The organism is Arthrobacter sp. NPDC089319 (assembly GCF_040684925.1).
Lineage (GTDB): Bacteria > Actinomycetota > Actinomycetes > Actinomycetales > Micrococcaceae > Crystallibacter.
The window spans coordinates 76,744-97,250 of record NZ_JBFBGZ010000005.1 but is presented as its reverse complement, the minus strand read 5'-3'; the positions used below and the strand labels follow the sequence as shown (position 1 = coordinate 97,250).

Annotated in this window: 21 protein-coding genes; 11 read left to right on the top strand and 10 right to left on the bottom strand. The window is 66.6% G+C overall.

Features of this window, described 5'->3' with window-relative positions; genetic code table 11:
* Positions 1-9: 9 nt before the first annotated feature.
* Complete coding sequence (moeB, locus tag AB0N75_RS08950) at positions 10-1,194, bottom strand: molybdopterin-synthase adenylyltransferase MoeB (protein ID WP_364648181.1); 1,185 nt, start codon at positions 1,192-1,194, stop codon at positions 10-12.
* A gap of 114 nt (positions 1,195-1,308) precedes the next feature.
* Between moeB and AB0N75_RS08945 the strand changes: the two genes are divergently transcribed.
* Genes AB0N75_RS08945 through AB0N75_RS08935 form a run of 3 tightly spaced genes read left to right on the top strand, consistent with a single transcriptional unit; the run spans position 1,309 to position 2,515 of the window.
* On the top strand, positions 1,309-1,929 hold the full coding sequence (locus AB0N75_RS08945) for a TetR/AcrR family transcriptional regulator (protein WP_364648178.1): 621 nt from the start codon (positions 1,309-1,311) through the stop codon (positions 1,927-1,929).
* 56 nt (positions 1,930-1,985) lie between these two features.
* Positions 1,986-2,210 carry a DUF3107 family protein gene (locus tag AB0N75_RS08940; RefSeq protein ID WP_353915497.1) on the top strand — a complete coding sequence of 75 codons (225 nt, stop codon included), beginning with the start codon at positions 1,986-1,988 and terminating at the stop codon, positions 2,208-2,210.
* Positions 2,211-2,215: 5 nt separating this feature from the next.
* Positions 2,216-2,515: a hypothetical protein gene (locus tag AB0N75_RS08935; protein ID WP_364648175.1), complete on the top strand. Its 300-nt coding sequence runs from the start codon at positions 2,216-2,218 to the stop codon at positions 2,513-2,515.
* A gap of 6 nt (positions 2,516-2,521) precedes the next feature.
* Here AB0N75_RS08935 and AB0N75_RS08930 read toward each other — a convergent pair whose 3' ends face one another.
* Together AB0N75_RS08930 and AB0N75_RS08925 are read right to left on the bottom strand one after the other, a co-directional pair.
* The gene (locus AB0N75_RS08930; RefSeq protein ID WP_364648172.1) at positions 2,522-2,857 is read right to left on the bottom strand and encodes a 4a-hydroxytetrahydrobiopterin dehydratase; all 336 of its coding nucleotides are present in this window, start codon (positions 2,855-2,857) and stop codon (positions 2,522-2,524) included.
* Between the two features lie 127 nt (positions 2,858-2,984).
* Entirely contained in the window at positions 2,985-3,680 is a 696-nt protein-coding gene (locus tag AB0N75_RS08925) for a ferritin-like fold-containing protein (protein WP_127511297.1), read from the bottom strand.
* Between the two features lie 51 nt (positions 3,681-3,731).
* Here AB0N75_RS08925 and AB0N75_RS08920 point away from each other — a divergent pair, with 51 nt between their 5' ends.
* The 3 genes from AB0N75_RS08920 to AB0N75_RS08910 all read left to right on the top strand — a co-directional run bounded on the left by AB0N75_RS08920 (position 3,732) and on the right by AB0N75_RS08910 (position 8,180).
* A complete protein-coding gene (locus AB0N75_RS08920) occupies positions 3,732-5,318 on the top strand; it encodes an RNB domain-containing ribonuclease (protein ID WP_364648168.1) in 1,587 nt (528 codons plus the stop codon).
* 310 nt (positions 5,319-5,628) lie between these two features.
* The gene (locus AB0N75_RS08915; RefSeq protein ID WP_364648768.1) at positions 5,629-7,266 is read left to right on the top strand and encodes a DEAD/DEAH box helicase; all 1,638 of its coding nucleotides are present in this window, start codon (positions 5,629-5,631) and stop codon (positions 7,264-7,266) included.
* Positions 7,266-8,180, top strand: coding sequence for a DNA methyltransferase (locus AB0N75_RS08910; protein WP_364648165.1), 915 nt, complete (start codon positions 7,266-7,268; stop codon positions 8,178-8,180). Before AB0N75_RS08915 ends, AB0N75_RS08910 begins: the two co-directional genes overlap by 1 nt.
* Before the next feature lie 132 nt (positions 8,181-8,312).
* Here AB0N75_RS08910 and AB0N75_RS08905 read toward each other — a convergent pair whose 3' ends face one another.
* The 3 genes from AB0N75_RS08905 to AB0N75_RS08895 form a co-directional block, all read right to left on the bottom strand.
* Positions 8,313-8,444 (bottom strand): putative transporter small subunit, encoded by a 132-nt coding sequence (locus tag AB0N75_RS08905; RefSeq protein ID WP_240691681.1) that lies wholly within the window; start codon positions 8,442-8,444, stop codon positions 8,313-8,315.
* 10 nt (positions 8,445-8,454) lie between these two features.
* Positions 8,455-10,152 carry a sodium:solute symporter family protein gene (locus AB0N75_RS08900; protein ID WP_364648161.1) on the bottom strand — a complete coding sequence of 566 codons (1,698 nt, stop codon included), beginning with the start codon at positions 10,150-10,152 and terminating at the stop codon, positions 8,455-8,457.
* A 393-nt stretch (positions 10,153-10,545) separates the two neighbouring features.
* Positions 10,546-11,409 carry a PHP domain-containing protein gene (locus AB0N75_RS08895; RefSeq protein WP_364648158.1) on the bottom strand — a complete coding sequence of 288 codons (864 nt, stop codon included), beginning with the start codon at positions 11,407-11,409 and terminating at the stop codon, positions 10,546-10,548.
* A gap of 188 nt (positions 11,410-11,597) precedes the next feature.
* On the opposite strand from AB0N75_RS08895, the gene AB0N75_RS08890 reads away from it, so the two are divergent.
* On the top strand, positions 11,598-13,052 hold the full coding sequence (locus AB0N75_RS08890) for an aminopeptidase P family protein (protein ID WP_364648765.1): 1,455 nt from the start codon (positions 11,598-11,600) through the stop codon (positions 13,050-13,052).
* Positions 13,053-13,154: 102 nt separating this feature from the next.
* On the opposite strand, the gene AB0N75_RS08885 is transcribed toward AB0N75_RS08890, so the two are convergent.
* Positions 13,155-14,108 carry a general stress protein gene (locus AB0N75_RS08885; protein WP_364648155.1) on the bottom strand — a complete coding sequence of 318 codons (954 nt, stop codon included), beginning with the start codon at positions 14,106-14,108 and terminating at the stop codon, positions 13,155-13,157.
* 164 nt (positions 14,109-14,272) lie between these two features.
* Between AB0N75_RS08885 and AB0N75_RS08880 the strand changes: the two genes are divergently transcribed.
* From AB0N75_RS08880 to AB0N75_RS08870, 3 genes are read left to right on the top strand one after another with little or no spacing between them, the layout of a single operon-like run.
* Positions 14,273-15,550, top strand: a complete 1,278-nt coding sequence (locus AB0N75_RS08880; protein ID WP_364648152.1) for a CBS domain-containing protein — start codon at positions 14,273-14,275, stop codon at positions 15,548-15,550.
* Positions 15,543-16,145 carry a DUF1003 domain-containing protein gene (locus tag AB0N75_RS08875; protein WP_364648149.1) on the top strand — a complete coding sequence of 201 codons (603 nt, stop codon included), beginning with the start codon at positions 15,543-15,545 and terminating at the stop codon, positions 16,143-16,145. Before AB0N75_RS08880 ends, AB0N75_RS08875 begins: the two co-directional genes overlap by 8 nt.
* 3 nt (positions 16,146-16,148) lie before the next feature.
* Positions 16,149-17,297 (top strand): Mrp/NBP35 family ATP-binding protein, encoded by a 1,149-nt coding sequence (locus AB0N75_RS08870; protein WP_364648147.1) that lies wholly within the window; start codon positions 16,149-16,151, stop codon positions 17,295-17,297.
* 39 nt (positions 17,298-17,336) lie between these two features.
* On the opposite strand, the gene AB0N75_RS08865 is transcribed toward AB0N75_RS08870, so the two are convergent.
* The 3 genes from AB0N75_RS08865 to sigE form a co-directional block, all read right to left on the bottom strand.
* Positions 17,337-17,759 carry a Sec-independent protein translocase TatB gene (locus tag AB0N75_RS08865; protein ID WP_364648145.1) on the bottom strand — a complete coding sequence of 141 codons (423 nt, stop codon included), beginning with the start codon at positions 17,757-17,759 and terminating at the stop codon, positions 17,337-17,339.
* A gap of 99 nt (positions 17,760-17,858) precedes the next feature.
* Positions 17,859-18,947: an anti-sigma factor gene (locus AB0N75_RS08860; protein ID WP_364648143.1), complete on the bottom strand. Its 1,089-nt coding sequence runs from the start codon at positions 18,945-18,947 to the stop codon at positions 17,859-17,861.
* 8 nt (positions 18,948-18,955) lie between these two features.
* Complete coding sequence (gene sigE, locus AB0N75_RS08855) at positions 18,956-19,561, bottom strand: RNA polymerase sigma factor SigE (RefSeq protein WP_364648141.1); 606 nt, start codon at positions 19,559-19,561, stop codon at positions 18,956-18,958.
* Between the two features lie 292 nt (positions 19,562-19,853).
* On the opposite strand from sigE, the gene AB0N75_RS08850 reads away from it, so the two are divergent.
* Positions 19,854-20,486: an O-methyltransferase gene (locus AB0N75_RS08850; RefSeq protein ID WP_364648138.1), complete on the top strand. Its 633-nt coding sequence runs from the start codon at positions 19,854-19,856 to the stop codon at positions 20,484-20,486.
* Positions 20,487-20,507: the final 21 nt, after the last annotated feature.

The window sequence follows — 20,507 nt, the reverse complement described above, 5'->3', positions numbered from 1 at the left end:
GGCGCGGCCTCAGTACACCGGCTTGGCCGGCTCCACGTCCCTGACCCAGGCCAGGATTCCTCCGTCCAGATGGGACACCCGGGTATAGCCCTGCGCCAGCAAGTTTTCCAGCACCTCGGATGAGCGGCCCCCCGATTTGCAGTGGAACACCAACTCCTGCTCCCGCGGCAGGTCGTCGAGTGCCTCGCCGGACAGGATCCGGCCCTTCGGGATGATCACCGCCCCGGGAATGTTGACCACCTCGTATTCACCGGGCTCCCGGACGTCAATCAGCTGGAAATCCCGCTTGCCCGCATCACGGTCGGCCAGCATGCGGGAGAGGGTGCGCGCGTCCACGGCGTGGCCGCCGTCCACCTCACGCGCCGGCGCCACCCCGCAAAAGGCCTCGTAGTCGACCAACCGGGTGATCGGTTCGGCATCCGGATCCTTACGCACCTTGAGTTCGCGCCAGCTCATCTGGAGGGCATTGAAGATCAGCACGCGTCCCAGCAGCGTCCGGCCGATCCCAGTGATCAGCTTGATCGCTTCGTTCACCATGACGGAGCCGATCTGCGCGCACAGCACGCCCAGCACGCCGCCCTCGGCGCACGACGGCACCGACCCGGGCGGCGGCGCCTCCGGGTAGAGATCGCGGTAGTTCGGACCGTAGGCGTCCCAGAAGACACTGACCTGTCCGTCGAATCTGAGGATGGACCCCCACACGTAGGGTTTGCCCAGCAGCGCGGCGGCATCGTTGACCAGATACCTGGTGGCAAAGTTGTCGGTCCCATCCAAGATCACGTCGTAACCGGCGAAGATCTCCAGCGCGTTGCCCGAGTCCAGCCGGAACTCGTGCAGCACTACGTCCACACCGGGGTTCAGCGCCAGAATGCTGTCCCTGGCCGAGGCCGCCTTGCTGCGCCCCAGATCGGCCACGCCGTGGATCACCTGGCGCTGCAGGTTGCTGACCTCCACGTCGTCGTCGTCCACAATTCCAATGCGGCCCACGCCCGCTGCCGCCAGATACAGCATGGCCGGCGAGCCCAGGCCGCCGGCGCCGATCACCAGGACTTTGGCGTTTTTCAGCCGCAGCTGGCCAATCATGCCTACTTCCGGAATGATCAGATGCCGCGAGTAGCGTTCGGTCTCGTCCTTGCTGAGCGCCGCGGCCGGTTCCACCAGCGGCGGCAGCTGCCCGGTTTCCTGGGTGGTCATTGTTCCAATCTACGCCGCTGGACGGTTACTGGTGCGTAAACTGGTCGGGACTGACACCTACTGCATTGTGGCGCTGGTTTACCCACCGAGCGCCGGAAGAGGCCGTGTACCGCCGTGACAACAGAACCCCGCCCCGCTGCCCGGCCCACCCGACTGCCCCGGGAGGAACGGCGGCGCCAGTTGCTGCAGGCGGCGCACGAGGTGTTCGTGGCCAACGGTTACCACGCCGCGGCGATGGACGAGATCGCGGACGCCGCACACGTGAGCAAACCGGTGCTCTACCAGCACTTCCCGGGCAAACGGGAGCTGTACCTGGCGCTGCTGGATCACCATTTGGAATCGCTGAACGCCATGTTGATGGCCGCACTGAATTCGACCACGGACAACAAGCTGCGGGTGCACGCCACCATCCGGGCCTACTACCAGTTCATCGCGCAGGACAGCCAGGCACACCGACTTGTCTTCGAATCCGATCTGAACAACGATCCGGATGTCAGCTCCCGGCTGGAGGATTTCAACGCGAGGCTGGCCAGCGCCATCGCCGAAGTCATCGCCGAGGACACCAAGCTGTCCGAGGTGGAGGCCACGCTGCTGGGCCGTGCCCTGGCCGGCATGGCGCAGATCAGTGCGCGGCACTGGCTGCGTGCCGGCGGCGATCTGGACCAAGATGCCGCCAGCGAACTGATCTACCGTTTAGCTTGGCGCGGAATTTCACGCTTCCCGAAGGAACCCTAGGATAGATTCGCCAGTAGGGAACCTACCCACACAGCATTCAAGCAGGAGGCATCAGCGTGGAAGTGAAGATCGGCATGCAGAACGTCGGCCGTGAAATCGTGCTCGATTCGGCGCAGTCGCCGGACGAGGTGGCCGAGATTGCCAGCCGGGCCATGAACGGCGGCGCCGAACTGCGCCTGACCGATTCCAAGGGCCGTCTGGTCATCATCCCGTCCAACGTGCTGGCTTACATTGAAATCGGCGCCGAAGGCCCCCGCCCCGTCGGTTTCGGCGCACTCTAGGCGTCATGGTCCCGCTGGTCCTGCTGCTGCTGGTGGCCGCCGCCGTCGGATTCACGGCGTGGGCTGTGGACTCCCGCCGGAACGCCTATGGCGTGCTGCTGCTGCCGGGCATAGCGGTGGCGGCGGCGGTGCTGCTCTGGCTCGTCCTGATGGCCGCAGGGCTGGCGTCGGAGCCGGGCGTGCATTACCTGTCATGGCTGCTGCCGATGGCGGTATCCATTCCCGCTGCGTGGGTTGGCGCCTGGTTGACTGGGCGCCGCCGCGTGCAGCGGGACACCGAGCGCCTGACCGCCCTGTTGGGCTGAGCCCGGCTACCCCGGGTAAGCGTCCGGGTCCGCGTCCGCGGAGAGCTTCCCCGCCAGCACGCTGACCGATGCCGCCGCGGATACGTCGCGGGTGGTAACTTCGGCATCGGCGTCGTGCGAGGTGAACCGCAGGAAAACCTTGTTGTACCGCCAGTCCAAGTCCGGGTGGTGCTGTTGCTCCTCGGCCAGGTCGCCGACGGAGGCGATGAAATTCAGCGCCTCGCGCCCGTTGTCCAGCGTGAACACGCTGACCAGCGCCCCGCCCGAATAGCGCCACTGCGGCAGCCCGATGAGCTGCCGGTCAATCTCTTCGCTGCTCAGTACATCCTTGGCACGTCCCACGATGTCCTCCCGGTCTGTTGCAGGGCCAGATCCGGCCGCCGGGCTCCGCGGCGAAAAGCCGGCGAGCGCACTCGAAGGCGGCCACCGTCAGCCTACCGGCGATCCCACCAGCTTTAAAGGGTCGCGCTCACGCCGTCAGGCCCAGATCGTTCATCCGCCGGGAGTGGTTCTGGGTGAGCTGGGCAAACAGCTCTCCGGTGGCCTGCGCCTGCCGGTCCGGGTCCTGTCCACGCATCAGCTCGCTCAGGACGGCCCGCTCAATTCCGATCCGCTGGGCCTGGGTCAGCGCTTCGCCGACCAGCCGGCGCCCCCACAACGCCAGTCGCGAGGACAGCCGCGGATCGTCGGCCAGCACCTGCTTGAGCCGGGCCGCGATCATGGAAATCTGTTCGGTGTTTTCCTTGATCCTGGCCACCAGCTTCTGCGTCTCACTGTCGAGCGCTCCGGCGATGTGCAGGTAGAAGTCGCCCAGAACGCCGTCGGTGACATAGGCCTTCATCAGGGATTCATACCAGTCGGCCGGCCGGGTCCGGTCATGGAACGCATCGATGGAGGGCTGGAACGGAGCCATCGCCGTCTCCACATCAACACCGAGTTGCTCGAGCTGGGCGGCCACCGCCTCGAAATGTTCAAACTCGGTCACGGCCAGCCGCCCCACGGCAGCGCGATCGTGCAACGTGGGCGAAAAACGCGCGTCGGAGGAAAACCGCTCGAAGGCGGACAGTTCGCCATAGGCCATGACGCCGTACAGATCGATCAGGAACTGCCGGCGGCGGTCGGAGTCCTCTCCGGCCGCCGCGGGCACGGTGCTCTCGGTGCTCATGAATTCAAGGGTAGCGTCCCAATTCGACGCGGCTGACGTTAGGCTAACCCTGTGCCGTCCCCGCATTTGGATTCGAAGGTCAATGAGTCCCAGCACCTGCTGGCCCGGGTGCTGAATGACCTGCGGACAGAGTTCGACCTGCCGCAGGACTTCGACGCGCGCGCACTGGCCGAAGCGGAGGCCGCCGTTGCCGCCCATCGACTGCCGGAGACGGATCTGACGTCGCTGGAGTTCGTCACCATCGACCCGCCGTCCTCTACCGACCTGGACCAGGCGATGTACATCGAAACCCGCGACGGCGGCTATACGGTCTGGTACGCGATCGCCGACGTTCCGTCCTTCGTGGCGGCCGGTGGGGAACTTGATGCCGAAACGCGGCGGCGGGGCCAGACCATTTACGCCCCGGACGGGCGGATCCCGCTGCATCCGGACGTCATCGGCGAAGAGGCCGGATCGTTACTGGCGGACCAGGTGCGGTCGGCCTATGTGTGGCGCTTCGAGCTCGACGCCGGTGCCCGCGTCACCGCGGCCAGCGTGGAGCGCGCACGAGTGCGTTCCCGGGCCAAGCTGAACTATGAGCAGGTGCAGCAGGACATCAATTCGGGCGACGCGGCCCCCACGCTGCTGCTGCTGAAGGAAGTGGGCCTCAAGCGCGTGCAACTGGAACGCGAACGAGGCGGCGCCAGCCTCAATGTTCCGGACCAGGAGATCGCCCACGACGGACGGCACTACTTTATTGTCACCAAGCCCCCGCTGCCGGTGGAGGATTGGAACGCGCAGATCTCGCTGATGACCGGGATGGCCGCGGCACGGATCATGTTGGAGGGCCGGATCGGCATCCTCCGCACGATGCCGGGCCCGGATGCCGAGGCCGAAGCCCAGTACCGCCGGCAGACCGAAGCCCTCGGCTTTCCGTGGCCCCAGGACGTGGCCTACGGTGACTACCTTCGCAGCCTTGACACCACCGATCCTCGGCAGCTGGCCCTGATGCATGCGGCCACCACGCTGTTCCGCGGCGCTGGCTACACGCCGTTCGACGGCGAATTGCCCGCCGAACAGCTCCAGGCAGCCATAGCCGCACCCTACGCACACACCACCGCTCCGTTGCGCCGGCTGGTGGACCGCTTTGTGCTGGTGATCTGCCATGCCCTGTGCGCCGGGGACCCGGTGCCGCAATGGGCACGGGACGCGCTGGACGAATTGCCCAAGCTGATGGCGGCCTCCGACCAGCTGGCCGGGCGGGTGGACCGCGCCGCGCTGGATGCGGTGGAAACCGCGCTGCTCAGCCACCGGGTGGGCGAAGAGTTCGACGCCGTGGTCATTACCGGCACCCGCAACCCGGGCAACGGAAACGGAAACGGCCATTCAAAAGGCGGCGCCAACGGAAACCCAGGCAACCGCAGCGGCAACGGAAACGGGAGAGTCCTGGTGGCGGGCCGGGGCAAAGGCAACGGAAACGGAAACGGCAACGGGCAGGGCAATGGCGGCCAGGAGCCGTACGGCGTGGTGCAGCTGAGCGATCCGCCGGTCACCGCACGGTGCTCGGGGGTTCTGGAGGCGGGGGCCACCGTGCGCGTTCGGTTGTCCGTGGCGGACATTGAAGAACGGCGCCTTCGCTTCGAATTGGCCGAGGGATAGCGTCCCTTCGGTGCGCCGAAAGGCCCGGTTTGCCCGGCACCGGTAGACTTAATCGTGTAGTACTGGATGCCCGGTCGTTGATTGAGTGAATTGAATCCATCAACAGATCAGCCCCTACGCGATCTTTAACCTCCTTGGTTGCCATTTTGGCCGGCGAGGAAAGCAGTTGTTAGCCCGCGATCGGCTTCCACTGGTTGCGCCACGCTTCCGCTTTGTTCCGCTGCCGCCATCATCTGTGGCAGGACCGTTGAGCACCGGCGGCGTCGGCGCCTGAATGAACGGTATGTAATTGAACACTGACAACATCCAAGTGGGCGGCGAACAGCTCATCCACGCCGACAACAGCGCCGAAGAACTCGCCGTTGAGGCCTCGCTGGCCTCGGACGAACGCCCGCACGAGCTGCCCAAACAGACCTTCGCCGATTTCAATGTCCGGGCGGACATTGTGCGTTCGCTTTTCGACGCCGGCATCACCCACCCCTTCCCGATCCAGGCGATGACCCTGCCGGTAGCCCTGGGCGGCCACGACATCATCGGCCAGGCCAAGACCGGCACCGGCAAGACCCTGGGCTTCGGCATCCCGGCGCTGCAGCGGGTCGTGGGGCCGGATGACGACGGCTTCGACAAGCTTCCGGTACCCGGGGCACCGCAGGCCCTGATCATCGTGCCGACGCGCGAACTGGCGGTCCAGGTCAGCAATGACCTCACCACAGCGTCCAAGCAGCGCAATGCGCGCGTCGCCGTCATCTACGGCGGCCGCGCTTATGAGCCGCAGATCGAGATGCTGCAGAAGGGCGTGGAGGTTGTGGTCGGCACCCCGGGCCGGCTGATCGACCTGCACCGGCAGAAGCATCTGAGCCTGAAGAACGTCCGCATTGTGGTGCTGGACGAGGCCGACGAAATGTTGGACCTGGGCTTCCTGCCGGACGTCGAAACCCTGTTGGCCGCGACGCCGGCCGTTCGCCAGACCATGCTCTTCTCCGCCACCATGCCGGGGCCCGTCATCGCCATGGCCCGGCGCTACATGACCCAGCCGACGCACATCCGTGCCGCCGATCCGGACGACGAAGGCATCACCAAGAAGGACATCCGCCAGGTTGTCTACCGCGCGCACAACTTGGACAAGTCCGAGGTCGTGGCCCGCATCCTGCAGGCCGAAGGCCGCGGCCGGACCATCATCTTCACCAAGACCAAGCGCACCGCCGCCAAGCTGTCCGAGGAACTGGTGGACCGCGGGTTCGCCGCCGGCGCCATCCACGGTGACCTTGGCCAGGGCGCCCGCGAACAGGCTCTGCGCGCCTTCCGCAACAACAAGGTGGACGTCTTGGTCGCCACCGATGTTGCCGCCCGCGGCATCGACGTGGAGGACGTCACGCACGTCATCAACTACCAGTGCCCCGAGGACGAGAAGACCTACTTGCACCGGGTGGGCCGCACCGGCCGCGCCGGCAACAAGGGCACCGCCGTCACGTTTGTGGACTGGGACGATGTGCCCCGCTGGGGCCTGATCAACAAGGCCCTGGGCCTGGACGTTCCGGAACCGCAGGAGACCTACTCCTCGTCGCCGCATCTGTACTCGGACCTGAACATCCCCGAGGGCACCAAGGGCAGGCTGCCGCGCAGCCAGCGCAAGCTCGCCGGTATCGACGCCGAAAAGCTCGAGGACCTCGGTGAGACCGGAAAGCGCCCGGCGCGTTCCGGCGGCCAGCGGCAGGACGGCGGACGCAGCGGATCACGCCGCGCCGGTGCCCACCAGGGCGGCCCGCAGGGCCGGTCCGACTCGGGCAACCGCCGCCAGCGCCGCAGCGGCGAGGAAGCCCCGGCCGAGAGCCCGGCCGGCGCCTCCGCCGAGAAGCCGCGTCGGAAGCGCTCGCGTACCCGCCGCCGCAACGGCGAGGTCGTCAATGAGGCGGCCCAGCAGGGCACCGACGGCGCCAGCGGGGAATAGTGGCCGACGCCCGGTGGACGCAGGACGGCAGCTCGCTGGTAGTTGAGGCGGACAACGCCGACTTCCTGCCCACGCTGCCCGACGGCGCTTTCACCATGGTCTATCTGGACCCGCCCTTTAACACCGGGCGGGTCCAGCGCCGGCAGCAGACCTCGATGGTCCGCAGCGCCGACGGCGAAGGTGACCGGATCGGCTTCAAGGGAAGGTCCTACCAGACGGTCAAAGGCACGCTCGCCAGCTATGACGACGCCTTCGACGACTACTGGTCTTTCCTGGAACCGCGGTTGTCCGAAGCCTGGCGGCTGCTGGCCGACGACGGCACGCTGTACCTGCACCTGGACTACCGCGAGGTGCACTATGCCAAGGTGCTGCTGGACATCTTGTTCGGCCGTGAGAGCTTCCTGAACGAGATCATTTGGGCTTACGACTACGGCGCCCGTGCGCGCAATCGCTGGCCGGCCAAGCACGACAACATCCTTGTCTACGTGAAGAACCCCAAGGCTTACCATTTCGACAACACCGAAGTGGACCGCGAGCCCTACATGGCACCGGGCCTGGTGACGGCGGAGAAGGCCGCACGCGGCAAACTGCCCACCGATGTCTGGTGGCACACCATCGTCTCCCCCACCGGCCGGGAGAAGACCGGGTACCCGACGCAGAAGCCGGAAGGCCTGCTGCGCCGGATGGTGGCCGCCAGCAGCCGGCCCGGCGACTGGGTCTTGGACTTCTTCGCCGGCTCAGGGACCCTCGGCGCGGTGGCGGCCCGGCTGGACCGGCGGTTCGTCTGCGTGGACCAGAACCCGCAGGCCATCGACGTCATGCGCAAGCGGCTGGGCAGCCATGCCACGGTCATCGATGCCGGCGAGGCAGCCGTCGTCGGAGCCGGCGAGGCAGCAGCGCTGCCAGCCACCTGACGTCCTTCCCGGCAGCCTGCCGGCGCCGGACAGGACACCTAGTCAGCCCTCAACAACAGCGGGGCCCGGCACCAGTTGCAAGAACTGGTACCGGGCCCCGCCGTCGTTCGGTCAAGGGTTCCGCCGAGGGAGCTAGATGATGCTGCGGCCCTCGCGGCGGGACTCGGCCCATTCCTTGAAGAAGCCGCGGGAAATCACGTACAGGGTGCCGGCCACGATGACCGGCCAGATGAGGACGTAAACCGTCAGGAGCAGAGTCTCCATATAAGTCTCCTTACTTCAGGGCCGCGGTGTGGCCCGCAGCTTCAGTTTCGGTGCTGGAAGATGCCGGCTCGCTGGGGTCGAAGTCGCCGATCCGCGCCTTGATGGTGTCGAAGTCGAAGTTCATGGTGCTGCGTGCAGACATCAGGTAGCAGACCACGGTGCTGACTGCGTAGGCGACCAGCGAACCGCTGAGCACGGTGTACTCGTGCAGGTTGCCGAGCGCGAACGGGGCGGAGATGATGGCGCCGGCGACAGCAATGATCTTGGCCCACTTGAGGCCGAAGAAGCCAAAGGCCATCAGGCCCAGCACCACGCCGATGCCGATGACGGAAATGACGTCGATCGCGATGCCGACCGCACCGTTCATCGGCAGCCAGCCGAAGCGCACCGGCAGGAAGACGGCCAGCGCCGCCAGCACGGACACGGTGAAGGCCTTGTTGGTGACCTTCTCCCAGTAGAAGCTGGCGATCACCGGGAAGACGAGCGCGCCCCACAGGGCTCCCACAAAGACCAACAGGTCCAAGATGCTCATCTGCCCGCTGGCGAAGTACAACGCGGCGGCAGTTGCCACGATCATGGTCACGCGGCCCACCAGGAGCATGGTCTTGGCGTTGGCCTTGGCCTTGCCCACGGTCTGGCCGTAAACGTCGGCCATCATGATCGACGACAGCGCGGAGAGGTCCGAATCGGCCGTCGAGGACAGCGCCCCGATGATCATGATCAGGAAGACGCCCAGCAGGATTGGATGGAGGTAGGTGGAAGCCATCTGCGGGATCAGGTTGTTCAGGTCGCCGCCGGCGGGAGCCAGGCCCAGATAGAGGGCCATCACGCCGAGCATGCCCACCCCGATCACCGTGGCCCCGTAGCCCACGGTGGCCGTGACGAACGTCTTCTTGATCAGGTCCTCGCGCACCGCGAAGAGCCGCTGCGCGATGGTCTGGTTGCCAATGGCATAGGCCAGGACCGCCGCGATGTACGGGGCGCCCTGGTTCAGGAAGGCCTCGCTGGAGAAGAAGTTGGACTGCTCAGGGGTCAGGTTCTGCGCCCCCGCTTCAAACATCCCCGGTCCCCCGGCCGCAAAGAACACCGCAGGAATGATCACGACGACGGCGCCCAGCATGGCGAGCACCTGGGCGAAGTCGGTCAGCACCGAGGCGCGGAAACCAGACCACAGGGTGTAGAGCAGCACGCCGGCTGCCACGGCGATGACGCCCTGGCCGAAGCTGAACGGGGAGAGCAGCGCCACCAGCGCGCCACCGGCGATGAAGTTGGAGGTCAGGCTGATCAGGCTGCCGACAATGTTGGAGCCGGCCAGCATCAGCTGGCTGGAACGGCCGTGCCGGACGTACATCACTTCCGCCAGCGTGTGTGCCTTCGGTGCCACCGCGCGGATCCGCCGGCCGAAGGGGTAGATGAACAGGATCATCAACGCACCCCAAAGGCCGTAGTGGATCGGCCCGGAAATACCGTAGGTGTAGCCGGATGTTGCCGAGGCATACATCGACGACGCCCAGATCCAGGTCGCCGTCATGCTGGCGGCCGAGATGCCGAAGCCCAGCTTGTTGCCGGCGGTCATGTAGCCGTCGGCGTTCTCCTTCTTCTTCCCGATGAGGGCAGACATCAGGAGTGTGCCGCCATAGAACAGCACGAGCAGCAGGATCACGGTCCAGCCGCTGAGTTGATAGAAATCCGCATTAGGCTGCGTCATTCCGTTCCTCTCGTTCATGGCCGGCCCACCGGATGCCAACCAGACCAAGTGCGCGCCGAGCAGTCAGGCTCGATTACCGTGTGGTCCGGCCAAAGTGCATCGGACCAAGGAATCCGGTGGAGGATTCGAAGCGCGCAGTCCCGCCCGGAACTGACCCGGACCCCAAAACCAACCGCTTGTGCGGCATAAAAATGACGGCGCATCGCATCCGCGCCGTCCTCTACGCAGGCGGTTGCTGTTCGTCAGCCAACCGCGGGACATGGACGCCGGCGTCAGGCGATTTCCGGATCCAAGACATCGGAAACCTGGCCTAAGCCAGCGTCAGGTGCAGGATGACTGTAACATTTTTCGGCGCCCGGGCTGGAAAAAGGTGATAACAAACTCGTAACCGACTCAGCGGGCGAGGCGTCCCGGAAGGTATGCCTTAGTGCCGCTGCCCATCGATAGGATACGGTCCAGCATGGTCTCATCGGTGGTGTTTTCGCCCAACCGGTTGGGCTTGCCGGCACCGTGGTAATCACTGGATCCGGTGATCAGCAGATCATGCCGGGCGGCGATACGGCGCAGCTTCTGCCGGCCCGCTTCCGGGTTGTCCCGGTGGTCGATCTCCACGCCGGCCAGGCCTGCGTCAATCATCTCCGCAAAGACCACATCGCCGACAATCCGGCCGCGGCTGCTGGCCACCGGATGCGCAAAGACCGGCACTCCTCCGGCCTCCCGAACCAAAGTGACGGCGGTGGCAGGATCCGGGGCGTAGTGCGGCACGTAATAGCGCGAATGCGCGGTCAGGATCTGCGCGAACGCCTCGCTGCGGTCGGACACGACGCCGGCGGCCACCAACGCGTCGGCGATGTGCGGCCTGCCGATCGTGGTGCCGTGACCGAAATGGTTGGCGACCTCGGACCACGTGATCGGAAAGTCTTCGGCGAGCAGCTCCACCATCCGTTCGGCGCGGGTCATGCGGGCTTCACGCGCCTTGCCGATTTCAGCGAGCAGGCCGGGATGGGTTGGATCATGCAAGTAGGACAAGACGTGCACGCTGATGCCGTCCACTGTCCGGCAGGTGACTTCCATGCCCGGCACAAAGCCAATGCCTGCCGCGATCGCGGCGCTTTGTGCCGCTTCCCAGCCGGCCGTGCTGTCGTGGTCCGTCAGCGCCACCACGTCGAGCCCGGCGGCCGCAGCGGCCCACATCACGTCGGCCGGCGGCTCAGTGCCGTCGGAAACAGTGGAATGCGCGTGCAGGTCGATCATCACAGGACCAATTTACGCCAGGACCTCCGCGGACGCCGGATGTTGGCAGCATCTTGGGCCGGTGAGACGATGGACCGGTGAGTACTAACCAGACCGAAAACGCCTCGCAGCCGCCTGCCGGAGAGCAGCCGCTGGAAGACCGCGTCAACAACCGCTCCCAGCGCCCCGAATCCGATGCCTTCAAGGAATTCATGGGCAGCCACTGGGCTCCGGCCGACTCGTCCGCCGCTGAGCCGTCAGTCGTGGCGCCCTACGCAGCGCGCCGCCGCCGGGCCCTGTCCGACCAGTTCCAAGGCGAGCGCCTCGTCATTCCGGCCGGCCCTCTGAAGGTCCGTTCCAACGACACCGACTACCGCTTCCGCCCGCACTCGGGCTTCGCGCACCTCACCGGTCTGGGCCTGGACCATGAACCCGACGCGGTGCTGGTCATGGAGCCCACCGAGGCAGGAGCGGGCGACGACGGCGGCCACCACCGTGCCACACTGTACTTCCGCCCGATGTCCGGCCGCGATTCCGCCGAGTTCTACGCAAACGCCCGCTACGGCGAATTTTGGATCGGGCCCCGGCCCACCTTGGAAGAGCTGAACCGGCGGCTGGGGCTGCCCACGGCTGATCTGGGAGAGCTGGAAGTTGCGATCACCAAGGATGCCGGAGTGGTCCATGTGGGCGGCATGCGCATCCGCTTGCTGCGCGAAGTCGACCTGAACGTGGACGCCCTGGTGGACACCTCCCGGATCAACACCGGAGTGGATCTGGAAGAGTCCGACCAGCTCGACGGCACACTCGCCGAAGCTCTGTCCGAGCTGCGCCTGCTCAAGGACGAGTGGGAAGTCGAGGAGATGAAGAAGGCAGTGGCGGCCACGGTCAATGGCTTCCACGAGGTGGTCAAGGTGCTGCCGCGTGCGCTGACGCATGAACGCGGCGAGCGCGTGGTGGAGGGCGCCTTTTTCGCCAGGGCTCGCGAAGAAGGCAACGATCTGGGCTATGACACCATCGCCGCCAGCGGAAACAACGCGACCATCCTGCATTGGATCCGCAACAACGGACAGGTGAAGGCCGGCGACCTGCTGCTGCTCGATGCCGGCGTGGAGGCCGACTCGCTCTACACCGCCGATGTGACGCGCACGCTGCCGGTCAACGGCACCTTCACCGACATCCAGCGCAAGGTCTACCAGGCGGTCCTCGACGCTGCCGATGCCGGTTTCGCCGCCGCCCAGCCGGGCGTGAAGTTCCGTGACATCCACACCGCCGCGGTCACCGTCCTCGCCGAGCGGCTGGCTGAATGGGGCCTGCTGCCCGTCCCGCTGGAGGAGGCCCTCTCCCCCGAAGGCCAGCACCACCGGCGCTGGATGCCGCACGGCACCAGCCACCATCTGGGCCTCGACGTCCACGACTGTGCCCAGGCGAAGCGTGACCTGTACCTGGACGGTGTGCTCACGCCCGGCATGGTATTCACGATCGAGCCCGGGCTGTACTTCAAGAACGAAGACCTGGCAGTGCCGGCCGAATACCGCGGCATCGGGGTCCGGATCGAGGATGACATCCTGATGACCGCAGACGGTCCGGTCAGCCTGTCGGCGGCCCTGCCGCGCAAGCCCGAGGACGTAGAGTCCTGGATGGCCGGTATCTACGGCACATCCGAGTAAACGGGACGGCCGGCAGCGGCCAAACCCAGACAACGCGCAAGGGGTCCGCCGTACATGACGGCGGACCCCTTGCGCGTTTCGGTGCTGTTGCGCTTTGGGAAGCTACGTACCGGAGCGGCCGTTACCCTCGGAGGAACCGTCGTTCCGTTCCGGACCTTCCGCGCTGCCGTCGGTCGGGGGCGTGCCGGCCGTTTGGCTGCTTGCCTCGGACCCAGCTGGGCCCGCATGCTGCGTCGGCTCCGCCTGCTGTCCGGATCCGGTCTGCTGATACGTCGGGGCGGCGGCCTGGGGTTCGGGATTCACGCGAATTCCATACTGCGGGCGGCCGTCCGGCAGGTCCGGGTAGCGTCCGCGCACCGGCTGGCCGGGCTGCGCTTCCTGCCCGCCCGGCCCGGGCTGGGGCTGCTGGACCGGGGCATTGCCCTGATACGGGTCGTCGCCCCATTGGGCGGGCCGCTCCGGCGGCTGCGGCTGCTGGCCAAAGGGCGGCTGCTGGCCATAACCGGCCGGAGGTTGCTGGCCAAAGGGCACCGGCGCCTGATTGACCGGCGCTCCCGCATGGGCGGTCCCGGCCATCGGCAACTGCGCGGCCAGGCGGCGGGCTTCCTGCGCCACCTCAGTGGAAACAACCACGTCGTAGCTGGTGGCGATCACCTGATTGGTGGAGGTGAAGTCCCGCTTGCCGCGCTGCAGTGCGTAGGAAATGATGCCGAACAGCATCCAGAAGGCCGCACCCATGGCCATCGACGAGATCAGCAGCACGTAGGTTTCGCCGCCGCCGAACAGCATCAGCAGCAGCCCGACGAACAGGCCGAACCAGGCGCCGGTTGCGGCCCCGGAGAGGGCGACGCGGGGGTAGCTGAGCCTGCCGGTGACGCGCTCGACGGTCTTGAGGTCATTGCCGACGATGGTCACGTGCTGGACGGGAAACTCCTGGTCCGCCAGGTAGTCCACCACTTTTTGGGCATCCAGGTAGGACCGGTAGTTACCGATCAGCTCGCCCTGTGGAAGAGCACGGTTGAGGTCCCGGGAATCTGTGCGGCCAAGCATCGACATACCCTCATTGTCCCTGATATACCCGGCAGATGGTCTGCGTATCGCTTCAGGTGAACGCGATACCCGGTTTTGGCCTCGGTTACAGCGGCGGAGGCGACCCGCAGTCCGACACCCAGTTGCCTGCCGGATCCCGGATTTCGGGGCCCAGCACGTAGCCTAAAGGGGTGAGCACAAAAACCAACCGCGTCTTCGTCGCCCGGCTCCTGGGCCTGGATGTCTTCGACCCGCTTGGCGACCGTCTGGGCCGGCTGCGCGACGCCGTCGTCCTGGACTACGGCCCGGCCAAGCCGCCGCTGGTCGTCGGTCTGGTCGTGGAGGTCCCGGGCAAGAAGCGGGTGTTCGTCCCGATGACCCGGGTCACCTCCATCAACGCCGGGCAGATCATCTGCACCGGGCTGGTCAACCTGCGCCGGTTCGAACAGCGCGGCGCCGAGACCCTGGTGGTCGCCGAAATGTTCGACCGTCGGGTCACACTGGCCGACGGCAGCGGCGATGCCACCATCCTGGACATCGGCATGGAGCAGTCCCGCGACGGCGACTGGTATGTGTCCCAGCTCTTCGTCCGACGCGGGTATTCGAGCTCGCCCTTGCGCAGCCTGCGCCGCAACGAAACGCTGATCGTTGACTGGCAGGAGGCCTTCCAAGGCGCCCGCCACGAACCGCAGGCCGCCGCCACTTTCGTGGCCAGCCATGAGGACCTCAAGCCCGCCGACTTCGCCGAGGCGCTGCACGAAATGACGCAGAAGCGCCGGCTGGAAGTCGCCAGCGAGCTGCAGGACGACCGGCTGGCGGATGTCCTGCAGGAGTTGCCGGATGACGACCAGGTGCAGATCCTGACGTCGCTGGATGCGGAGCGCGCCGCCGTCGTGCTGGAAGAAATGGACCCGGACGATGCCGCGGACCTGCTCGCCGAGCTGCCCGAGGAGCAGAAGGAAGAGCTGCTGCAGCTGATGGAGCCGGAGGAAGCAAAGGATGTCAGGCGGCTGCTGGAGTACGAGGAAAACACGGCCGGTTCCATGATGACGCCCGTGCCGGTGATCCTGCCGCCGGAAGCCACCGTGGCCGAAGCCTTGGCCCACGTGCGCCGCGAAGAACTCACGCCGGCGCTGGCATCGGCCATTTTTGTCTGCCGCCCGCCGCTGGAGACACCCACCGGAAAGTACCTGGGCGTGGTCCATATCCAGCAACTGCTGCGCTATCCCCCGCCGGAGGCGCTGGGCAACATTGTGGACTCGGATTTGGAACCCGTGCTGGACCAGACCGACGTCAGCGACGTGGCCCGCACCCTGGCCACCTACAACCTGAACGCACTGGCTGTGGTCAACAGGGCCGGCCGGCTGGTTGGCGCCGTGACCGTTGACGATGTGCTTGACCATCTGCTGCCCGACGATTGGCGGGCACAGGACGACTCCCCCGTGATTGGAGGCGGACGCGTTGGCTGAAAAGACTGACCGCAAAATCAAAGTCGCCGGACTCGACACCCCGCGCGAGACGCGTACCCGCCTGCTGACCCGGCTGCGGCCCAACCCGGATGCCTTCGGCCATGCCACCGAGAACTTCGCCCGCTTCATGGGCACCCCGCAGTTCCTGATGTGGATGTCCGTCTTCTGTGTCCTCTGGCTCGCTTGGAACACCTTCGGTCCCGACTCACTGAAGTTCGACAGCGCGGCACTGGGTTTCACCGCGCTGACCCTGATGCTCTCGCTGCAGGCCTCCTATGCTGCTCCCCTGCTGCTGCTGGCGCAGAACCGGCAGGACGACCGCGACAAAGTCTCGCTGCAGCAGGACCGCCAGCGCGCCGAACGCAATCTGGCCGACACCGAGTATCTGACCCGCGAGCTGGCCGCGCTGCGGATCGCCATCCGCGAAGTGGCCACCCGTGACTTTGTCCGCAGCGAGCTCCGCTCGGTGTTGGAGGAACTGCTGGAGGACGAGTCCGGGGACGAACAACGCCGCCGCGGCCGGCGCAGGCCCTCTGACGCCACCGCCGCTCTGCCCAGGCTGCCGCAGACCCAGAACGGCGCCCAGGAGTACTGATTCATGACTGATCCATACACGTCCCTACCGGACCCGGCGGCCGTGAGGCGCGCGCTGGGAACGGTGATTGACCCGGAGCTTCGCCGGCCCATCGCGGAACTGGGCATGCTCAAAGACGTCCGGATTGACGACGCCGGACTGGTCACCGTGGGTGTGCTGCTCACCATCGCCGGCTGCCCGCTGCGCGGCACCATCACCGCCGACGTCGAACAGGCGCTGGCATCCGTTCCCGGAGTATCCGGGGTGCAGGTGCAGCTGGACGTGATGACGCCGCAGCAGCGGGCCGAGCTGAAGGAACAGCTGCGCGGCTCCGAACGCGGCAACCCGTTCGCCGATCCTTCCTCGCTCACCCGCGTCTACGCCGTGGCCAGCGGCAAGGGCGGCGTGGGCAAATCCAGCGTGACCGTCAACCTCGCCTGCGCCATGGCCGCCCAGGGTCTCCGGGTGGGCATCGTCGACGCCGACGTTTACGGGTTCTCCGTTCCCGGGCTGCTGGGCATCACGCAGGCCCCGACCCAGGTGGACGAGATGATCCTGCCGCCAGTGGCGTTCGGGGTGAAGGTTATTTCCATCGGCATGTTCGTCGCGGATAACAAGCCGGTCGCCTGGCGCGGACCGATGCTGCACCGGGCCTTGGAGCAGTTCCTGACCGACGTCTACTTCGGCGACCTGGATGTGCTGTTCCTGGACCTGCCGCCGGGCACCGGGGACGTGGCCATCTCGGTGGCCCAGCTGCTGCCGGCGTCGCAAATCCTGGTGGTGACCACCCCGCAGACCGCCGCAGCCGAGGTGGCCGAGCGCGCCGGCGCCATTGCCGCACAGACCGGGCAGCAGGTGGCGGGAGTCATCGAGAACATGTCCTGGCTGCTCCTGCCGGACGGATCGAAGATGGAGGTCTTCGGTTCGGGCGGCGGCAATGCGGTCGCCGAGCGGCTCTCCACGGTGCTGGAGGCGCCGGTACCGTTATTGGGAAGCATCCCGCTGGAACCGGCGCTGCGTGCCGGCGGCGATGCGGGACGACCGATCGTGCTGGACGGGGACGCCAAACCCGACGCCGGAGCCGCCGCGGACGAGCTGCGGAGGATAGCCGCGGAATTGGCTGCGCGCCCGCGAGGGCTGGCCGGACGCCCGCTGGGCGTCACGCCCCGCTGAGGCCCCTGCCGAACGACGGCGGGTGCTGCGCTGCCTAGCTCAGGTCGCCTCGGAATCGAACGGGGCGGGCTCGCCCGCAGCCAGCTGTACTGCCGGCTTGGATGCCGGACGTCCCGGCGCCCGTGAGCCGGTGGACACTGCGGTGCCGGCCGCCGCTGCTGCCGCCGCGGCCACCGCGGGTGCCGCCGGCGCCGGACGCGGCGCATCGTCGTCGTCCAACAAGGCTTCCTTGATGATCCGGCGGGGGTCGTATTGCCGCGGATCCAGCTTCCGCCAGTCCATATCCACAATGTCGTCGCCGACTTCTTCGCGCAGCTGTTCCTTGGCGCCGGCGGCCATCGTTTTCAGTTGCTTGACGAACCGGGCCAGCTGGGCGGCATATTCGGGCAACCGCTCAGGACCGAGGATCACCACGGCAAGGATTGCCAGGATGATCAGTTCTGAGCCGTTGATTCCAAACACGATTGAAGATTACCCGTTCGTTGTGCCGGTCAGCCACTTTGGCGCTGTATGCCGGCCCTGCGTGTGGTCCTGTGACTTTCCGCCCGTCCCGGCTGCGGGTCAATCCGAAGATGGCGGGCTGACCATCATCCCCAGCCCGCGGATAATGCGGCTGAGCGGGTCGTCGGACGGGGCCGGAGGCGGCAGCTCCAGACTCGAGTTCTCCATCAGGACGACCTGGCTGACGGTATCCGGCATCTCAGCCATCGGAAGGTCGGACCGCAAGGTATAGGTCACATCCTCGGAGTCGAGGACCACCGTCCACTCGTCGCCGCCGCGCACCCAGACTGCGCGATCCAGTCCGGCGACTTCCTGGAAGCCATCCATGGTCACGGGATGACCCGTCGCGGCGTTCAGCGGCGGCGTGGGGTGTGCGGATTCCGCTCCCGCCCCGCTGGCGCCGGTCCGCCGCTGTTCGGTGATGACAACCCGGTGGTTGTCGTCACTCAGGTCGAGCCTGACGGCCGGTTGGCCGCCCACGAGCAGCTGTTCCGCGCTTTGCAAGCGGTAGCCAAGTCCCAGCAACAGCGGGCAAGTCCAACCGCTGCGGCGCAGTGCATCCAGGCCCGAGCTGTCCAAGGCAACCGGCCGCACCACGGCCGCATTCGCGGAAACCTGCGCCCAGGTTAGCCCGGAGCCCGAGCCCGAAGTTGCGGTCTGTGCCTCGCCGCCCAGAACGTAGGCTGCGGACAACGCCACGGCGGCGCAGCCGGCCATGACACCGCCGACAACCACCACCACACGCGCGGACCGTTTGCCTGCCGGAGCCGGGTCGTCCGCCGGGGATCCGGCCGTGGCTTGCCCGACTTCGGCATCGGGAACGGCCGGATCGGGCCGGTCCCCTGGCGCGCCGGACCACTCGATCAACGATCCGGTCTCGGCGGGTTTGTTCCCCCGGGCCCCCGTGCCGGTGGGTTTGACCTCAGCCGTCGCACCATCGGACTGGCTGCAGCGCATAATGCGGGCGGTCAGGTCCTCGCCAGGGGGCGGCACGTCCAGGGAACGCAGCCGCTCCTGGATGTAGCGGTACTCGTCCACGCTGCGGCGGCAGCGCTTGCAGCGTTTTAGATGGCGTTCGAGGGCAGGCCGGCGATCATCCGAAAGTTCACCGTCCAAGTACTCCGCCAGCTCTTTGTCCGGGTGGAGCATTGCAGCGATCAGTGGGCTCCGACGATCCGGGGCAGTTTCAGGCGCGGACGCTTGCCGCCCGGATCCCGGTGCGCGAGCTTTTCACGGAGCATGGTCCTGCCGCGGTGGATGCGCGAGCGGACAGTTCCCAGCTTGACGTCCAAGGCTGCGGAGACCTCCTCGTAAGACAACCCTTCCAGGTCGCAGAGCACCACTGCGGCGCGGAAGTCCGGCGGCAGCTCCTCCAGTGCGGCCTGGACATCGATGTCCAGGTTGTTGAATTCGAAGCTGCGCTCGGGCCCCGGGTCCTTGCCGGGCAGCCGGGCCTCGGCGTCCTCACTGAGTCCGTCGAAGCGGATCCTGCTCTTACGCCGGGCCTGATCCAGAAAGAGGTTGGTGGTGATCCGGTGGAGCCAGCCGTCGAGTGTGCCGGGCTTGAAATTATCCAGCGACCGGAAGACCCGGACAAACACTTCCTGGGTAAGGTCTTCGGCGTCGTAACGGTTTCCCGTCAGCCGGAACGCCAGTCGGTAAACCTTTGCCGAGTGGTTGCGGACCACTTCTTCCCAGGTCGGGGCAACCCACTGTTCCTGGCTGGCCGCTGCGTCCTGCGCGGCGCCCTGAAGCTTCGTCATCGTAGTGCCCCTTCCACGGCTCGCCACCGTCCCTCAAGTCCGGGAATGCGGCGCGCGAGTTGCCGGTCTGGCTAACGGCGTCCCGGGTAACCATCTTGGCCCAGAAAACTGGGAGAATTCTGTAAACAAGCTTTGCGAACCCCGCCAACCTCGGCGGCGTTGCGCTCCTTTTGCCGACCATGGCCTCGGTTCCCGCCGCACGCGCGGAAATGCGGCTATTTCTGGCAGTAGGCTTGGCACTGCGGCCCTTGGCCGTTTTCCCCTGAAGAACCTGAAGAGAAAGCGATGATCCATGAGCGCCGACAAGCAGACGAGTTGGTCCTACACGGAGGGGCTTCCCGCCGAGGATGACGTCTTGCTGCGCGCCCGGGAACGTTCCTATGAGCTGGGAGTAGCCGCGGTGGGACCCGGCGTCGGTGCGGCCCTGACCGTACTCGCCGCCGGCACCAAGGCGCAAACCGTGGTGGAAATCGGTTCCGGCGCCGGCGTCTCCGGAGTCTGCTTGCTGCGCGGGCTGCCCCAGGCCGCGGTGCTCACCACCATTGACGCAGATGTCGACCACCTGCGGGCGGCGCGCCAGGCCTTCGTCGATGCCGGGATCCCCGGCAACCGCACCCGCACCATCTCCGGCCGCGCGGCGGACGTGCTGCCGCGGCTGACGGACAACGCCTATGACTTGGTCTTCGTCGATGCAGACAAGCCCTCTTACCCGCTATACGTGGAGCAAGCGGTCCGGCTGCTCAAGCGCGGCGGCATGCTGATTGTCAACGACGCGCTGGATCATGACCGGGTCTCGGATCCGGCCATCCGCGAGGACTCCACCACCACGCTGCGCAAGGTCGGCAAGGCTATCCGCGAGAACGACCAGCTGGTGTCCACTATCCTGCCGACCGGCGACGGGCTGCTGCTGGCCGTCAAACGCTGACGGCTCCCACGCCGCTCTGCG

What these genes read in the sequence shown, in the direction of transcription:
- moeB (WP_364648181.1), bottom strand. Translation starts at nt 1,194, where the DNA reads ATGACCACCCAGGAAACCGGGCAGCTGCCGCCGCTGGTGGAACCGGCC.
- AB0N75_RS08935 (WP_364648175.1), top strand. Translation starts at nt 2,216, where the DNA reads ATGGTCCCGCTGGTCCTGCTGCTGCTGGTGGCCGCCGCCGTCGGATTC.
- AB0N75_RS08925 (WP_127511297.1), bottom strand. Translation starts at nt 3,680, where the DNA reads ATGAGCACCGAGAGCACCGTGCCCGCGGCGGCCGGAGAGGACTCCGAC.
- AB0N75_RS08905 (WP_240691681.1), bottom strand. Translation starts at nt 8,444, where the DNA reads ATGGAGACTCTGCTCCTGACGGTTTACGTCCTCATCTGGCCGGTCATC.
- AB0N75_RS08900 (WP_364648161.1), bottom strand. Translation starts at nt 10,152, where the DNA reads ATGACGCAGCCTAATGCGGATTTCTATCAACTCAGCGGCTGGACCGTG.
- AB0N75_RS08890 (WP_364648765.1), top strand. Translation starts at nt 11,598, where the DNA reads ATGGGCAGCCACTGGGCTCCGGCCGACTCGTCCGCCGCTGAGCCGTCA.
- AB0N75_RS08885 (WP_364648155.1), bottom strand. Translation starts at nt 14,108, where the DNA reads ATGTCGATGCTTGGCCGCACAGATTCCCGGGACCTCAACCGTGCTCTT.
- AB0N75_RS08870 (WP_364648147.1), top strand. Translation starts at nt 16,149, where the DNA reads ATGACTGATCCATACACGTCCCTACCGGACCCGGCGGCCGTGAGGCGC.
- AB0N75_RS08860 (WP_364648143.1), bottom strand. Translation starts at nt 18,947, where the DNA reads ATGCTCCACCCGGACAAAGAGCTGGCGGAGTACTTGGACGGTGAACTT.
- sigE (WP_364648141.1), bottom strand. Translation starts at nt 19,561, where the DNA reads ATGACGAAGCTTCAGGGCGCCGCGCAGGACGCAGCGGCCAGCCAGGAA.
- AB0N75_RS08850 (WP_364648138.1), top strand. Translation starts at nt 19,854, where the DNA reads ATGAGCGCCGACAAGCAGACGAGTTGGTCCTACACGGAGGGGCTTCCC.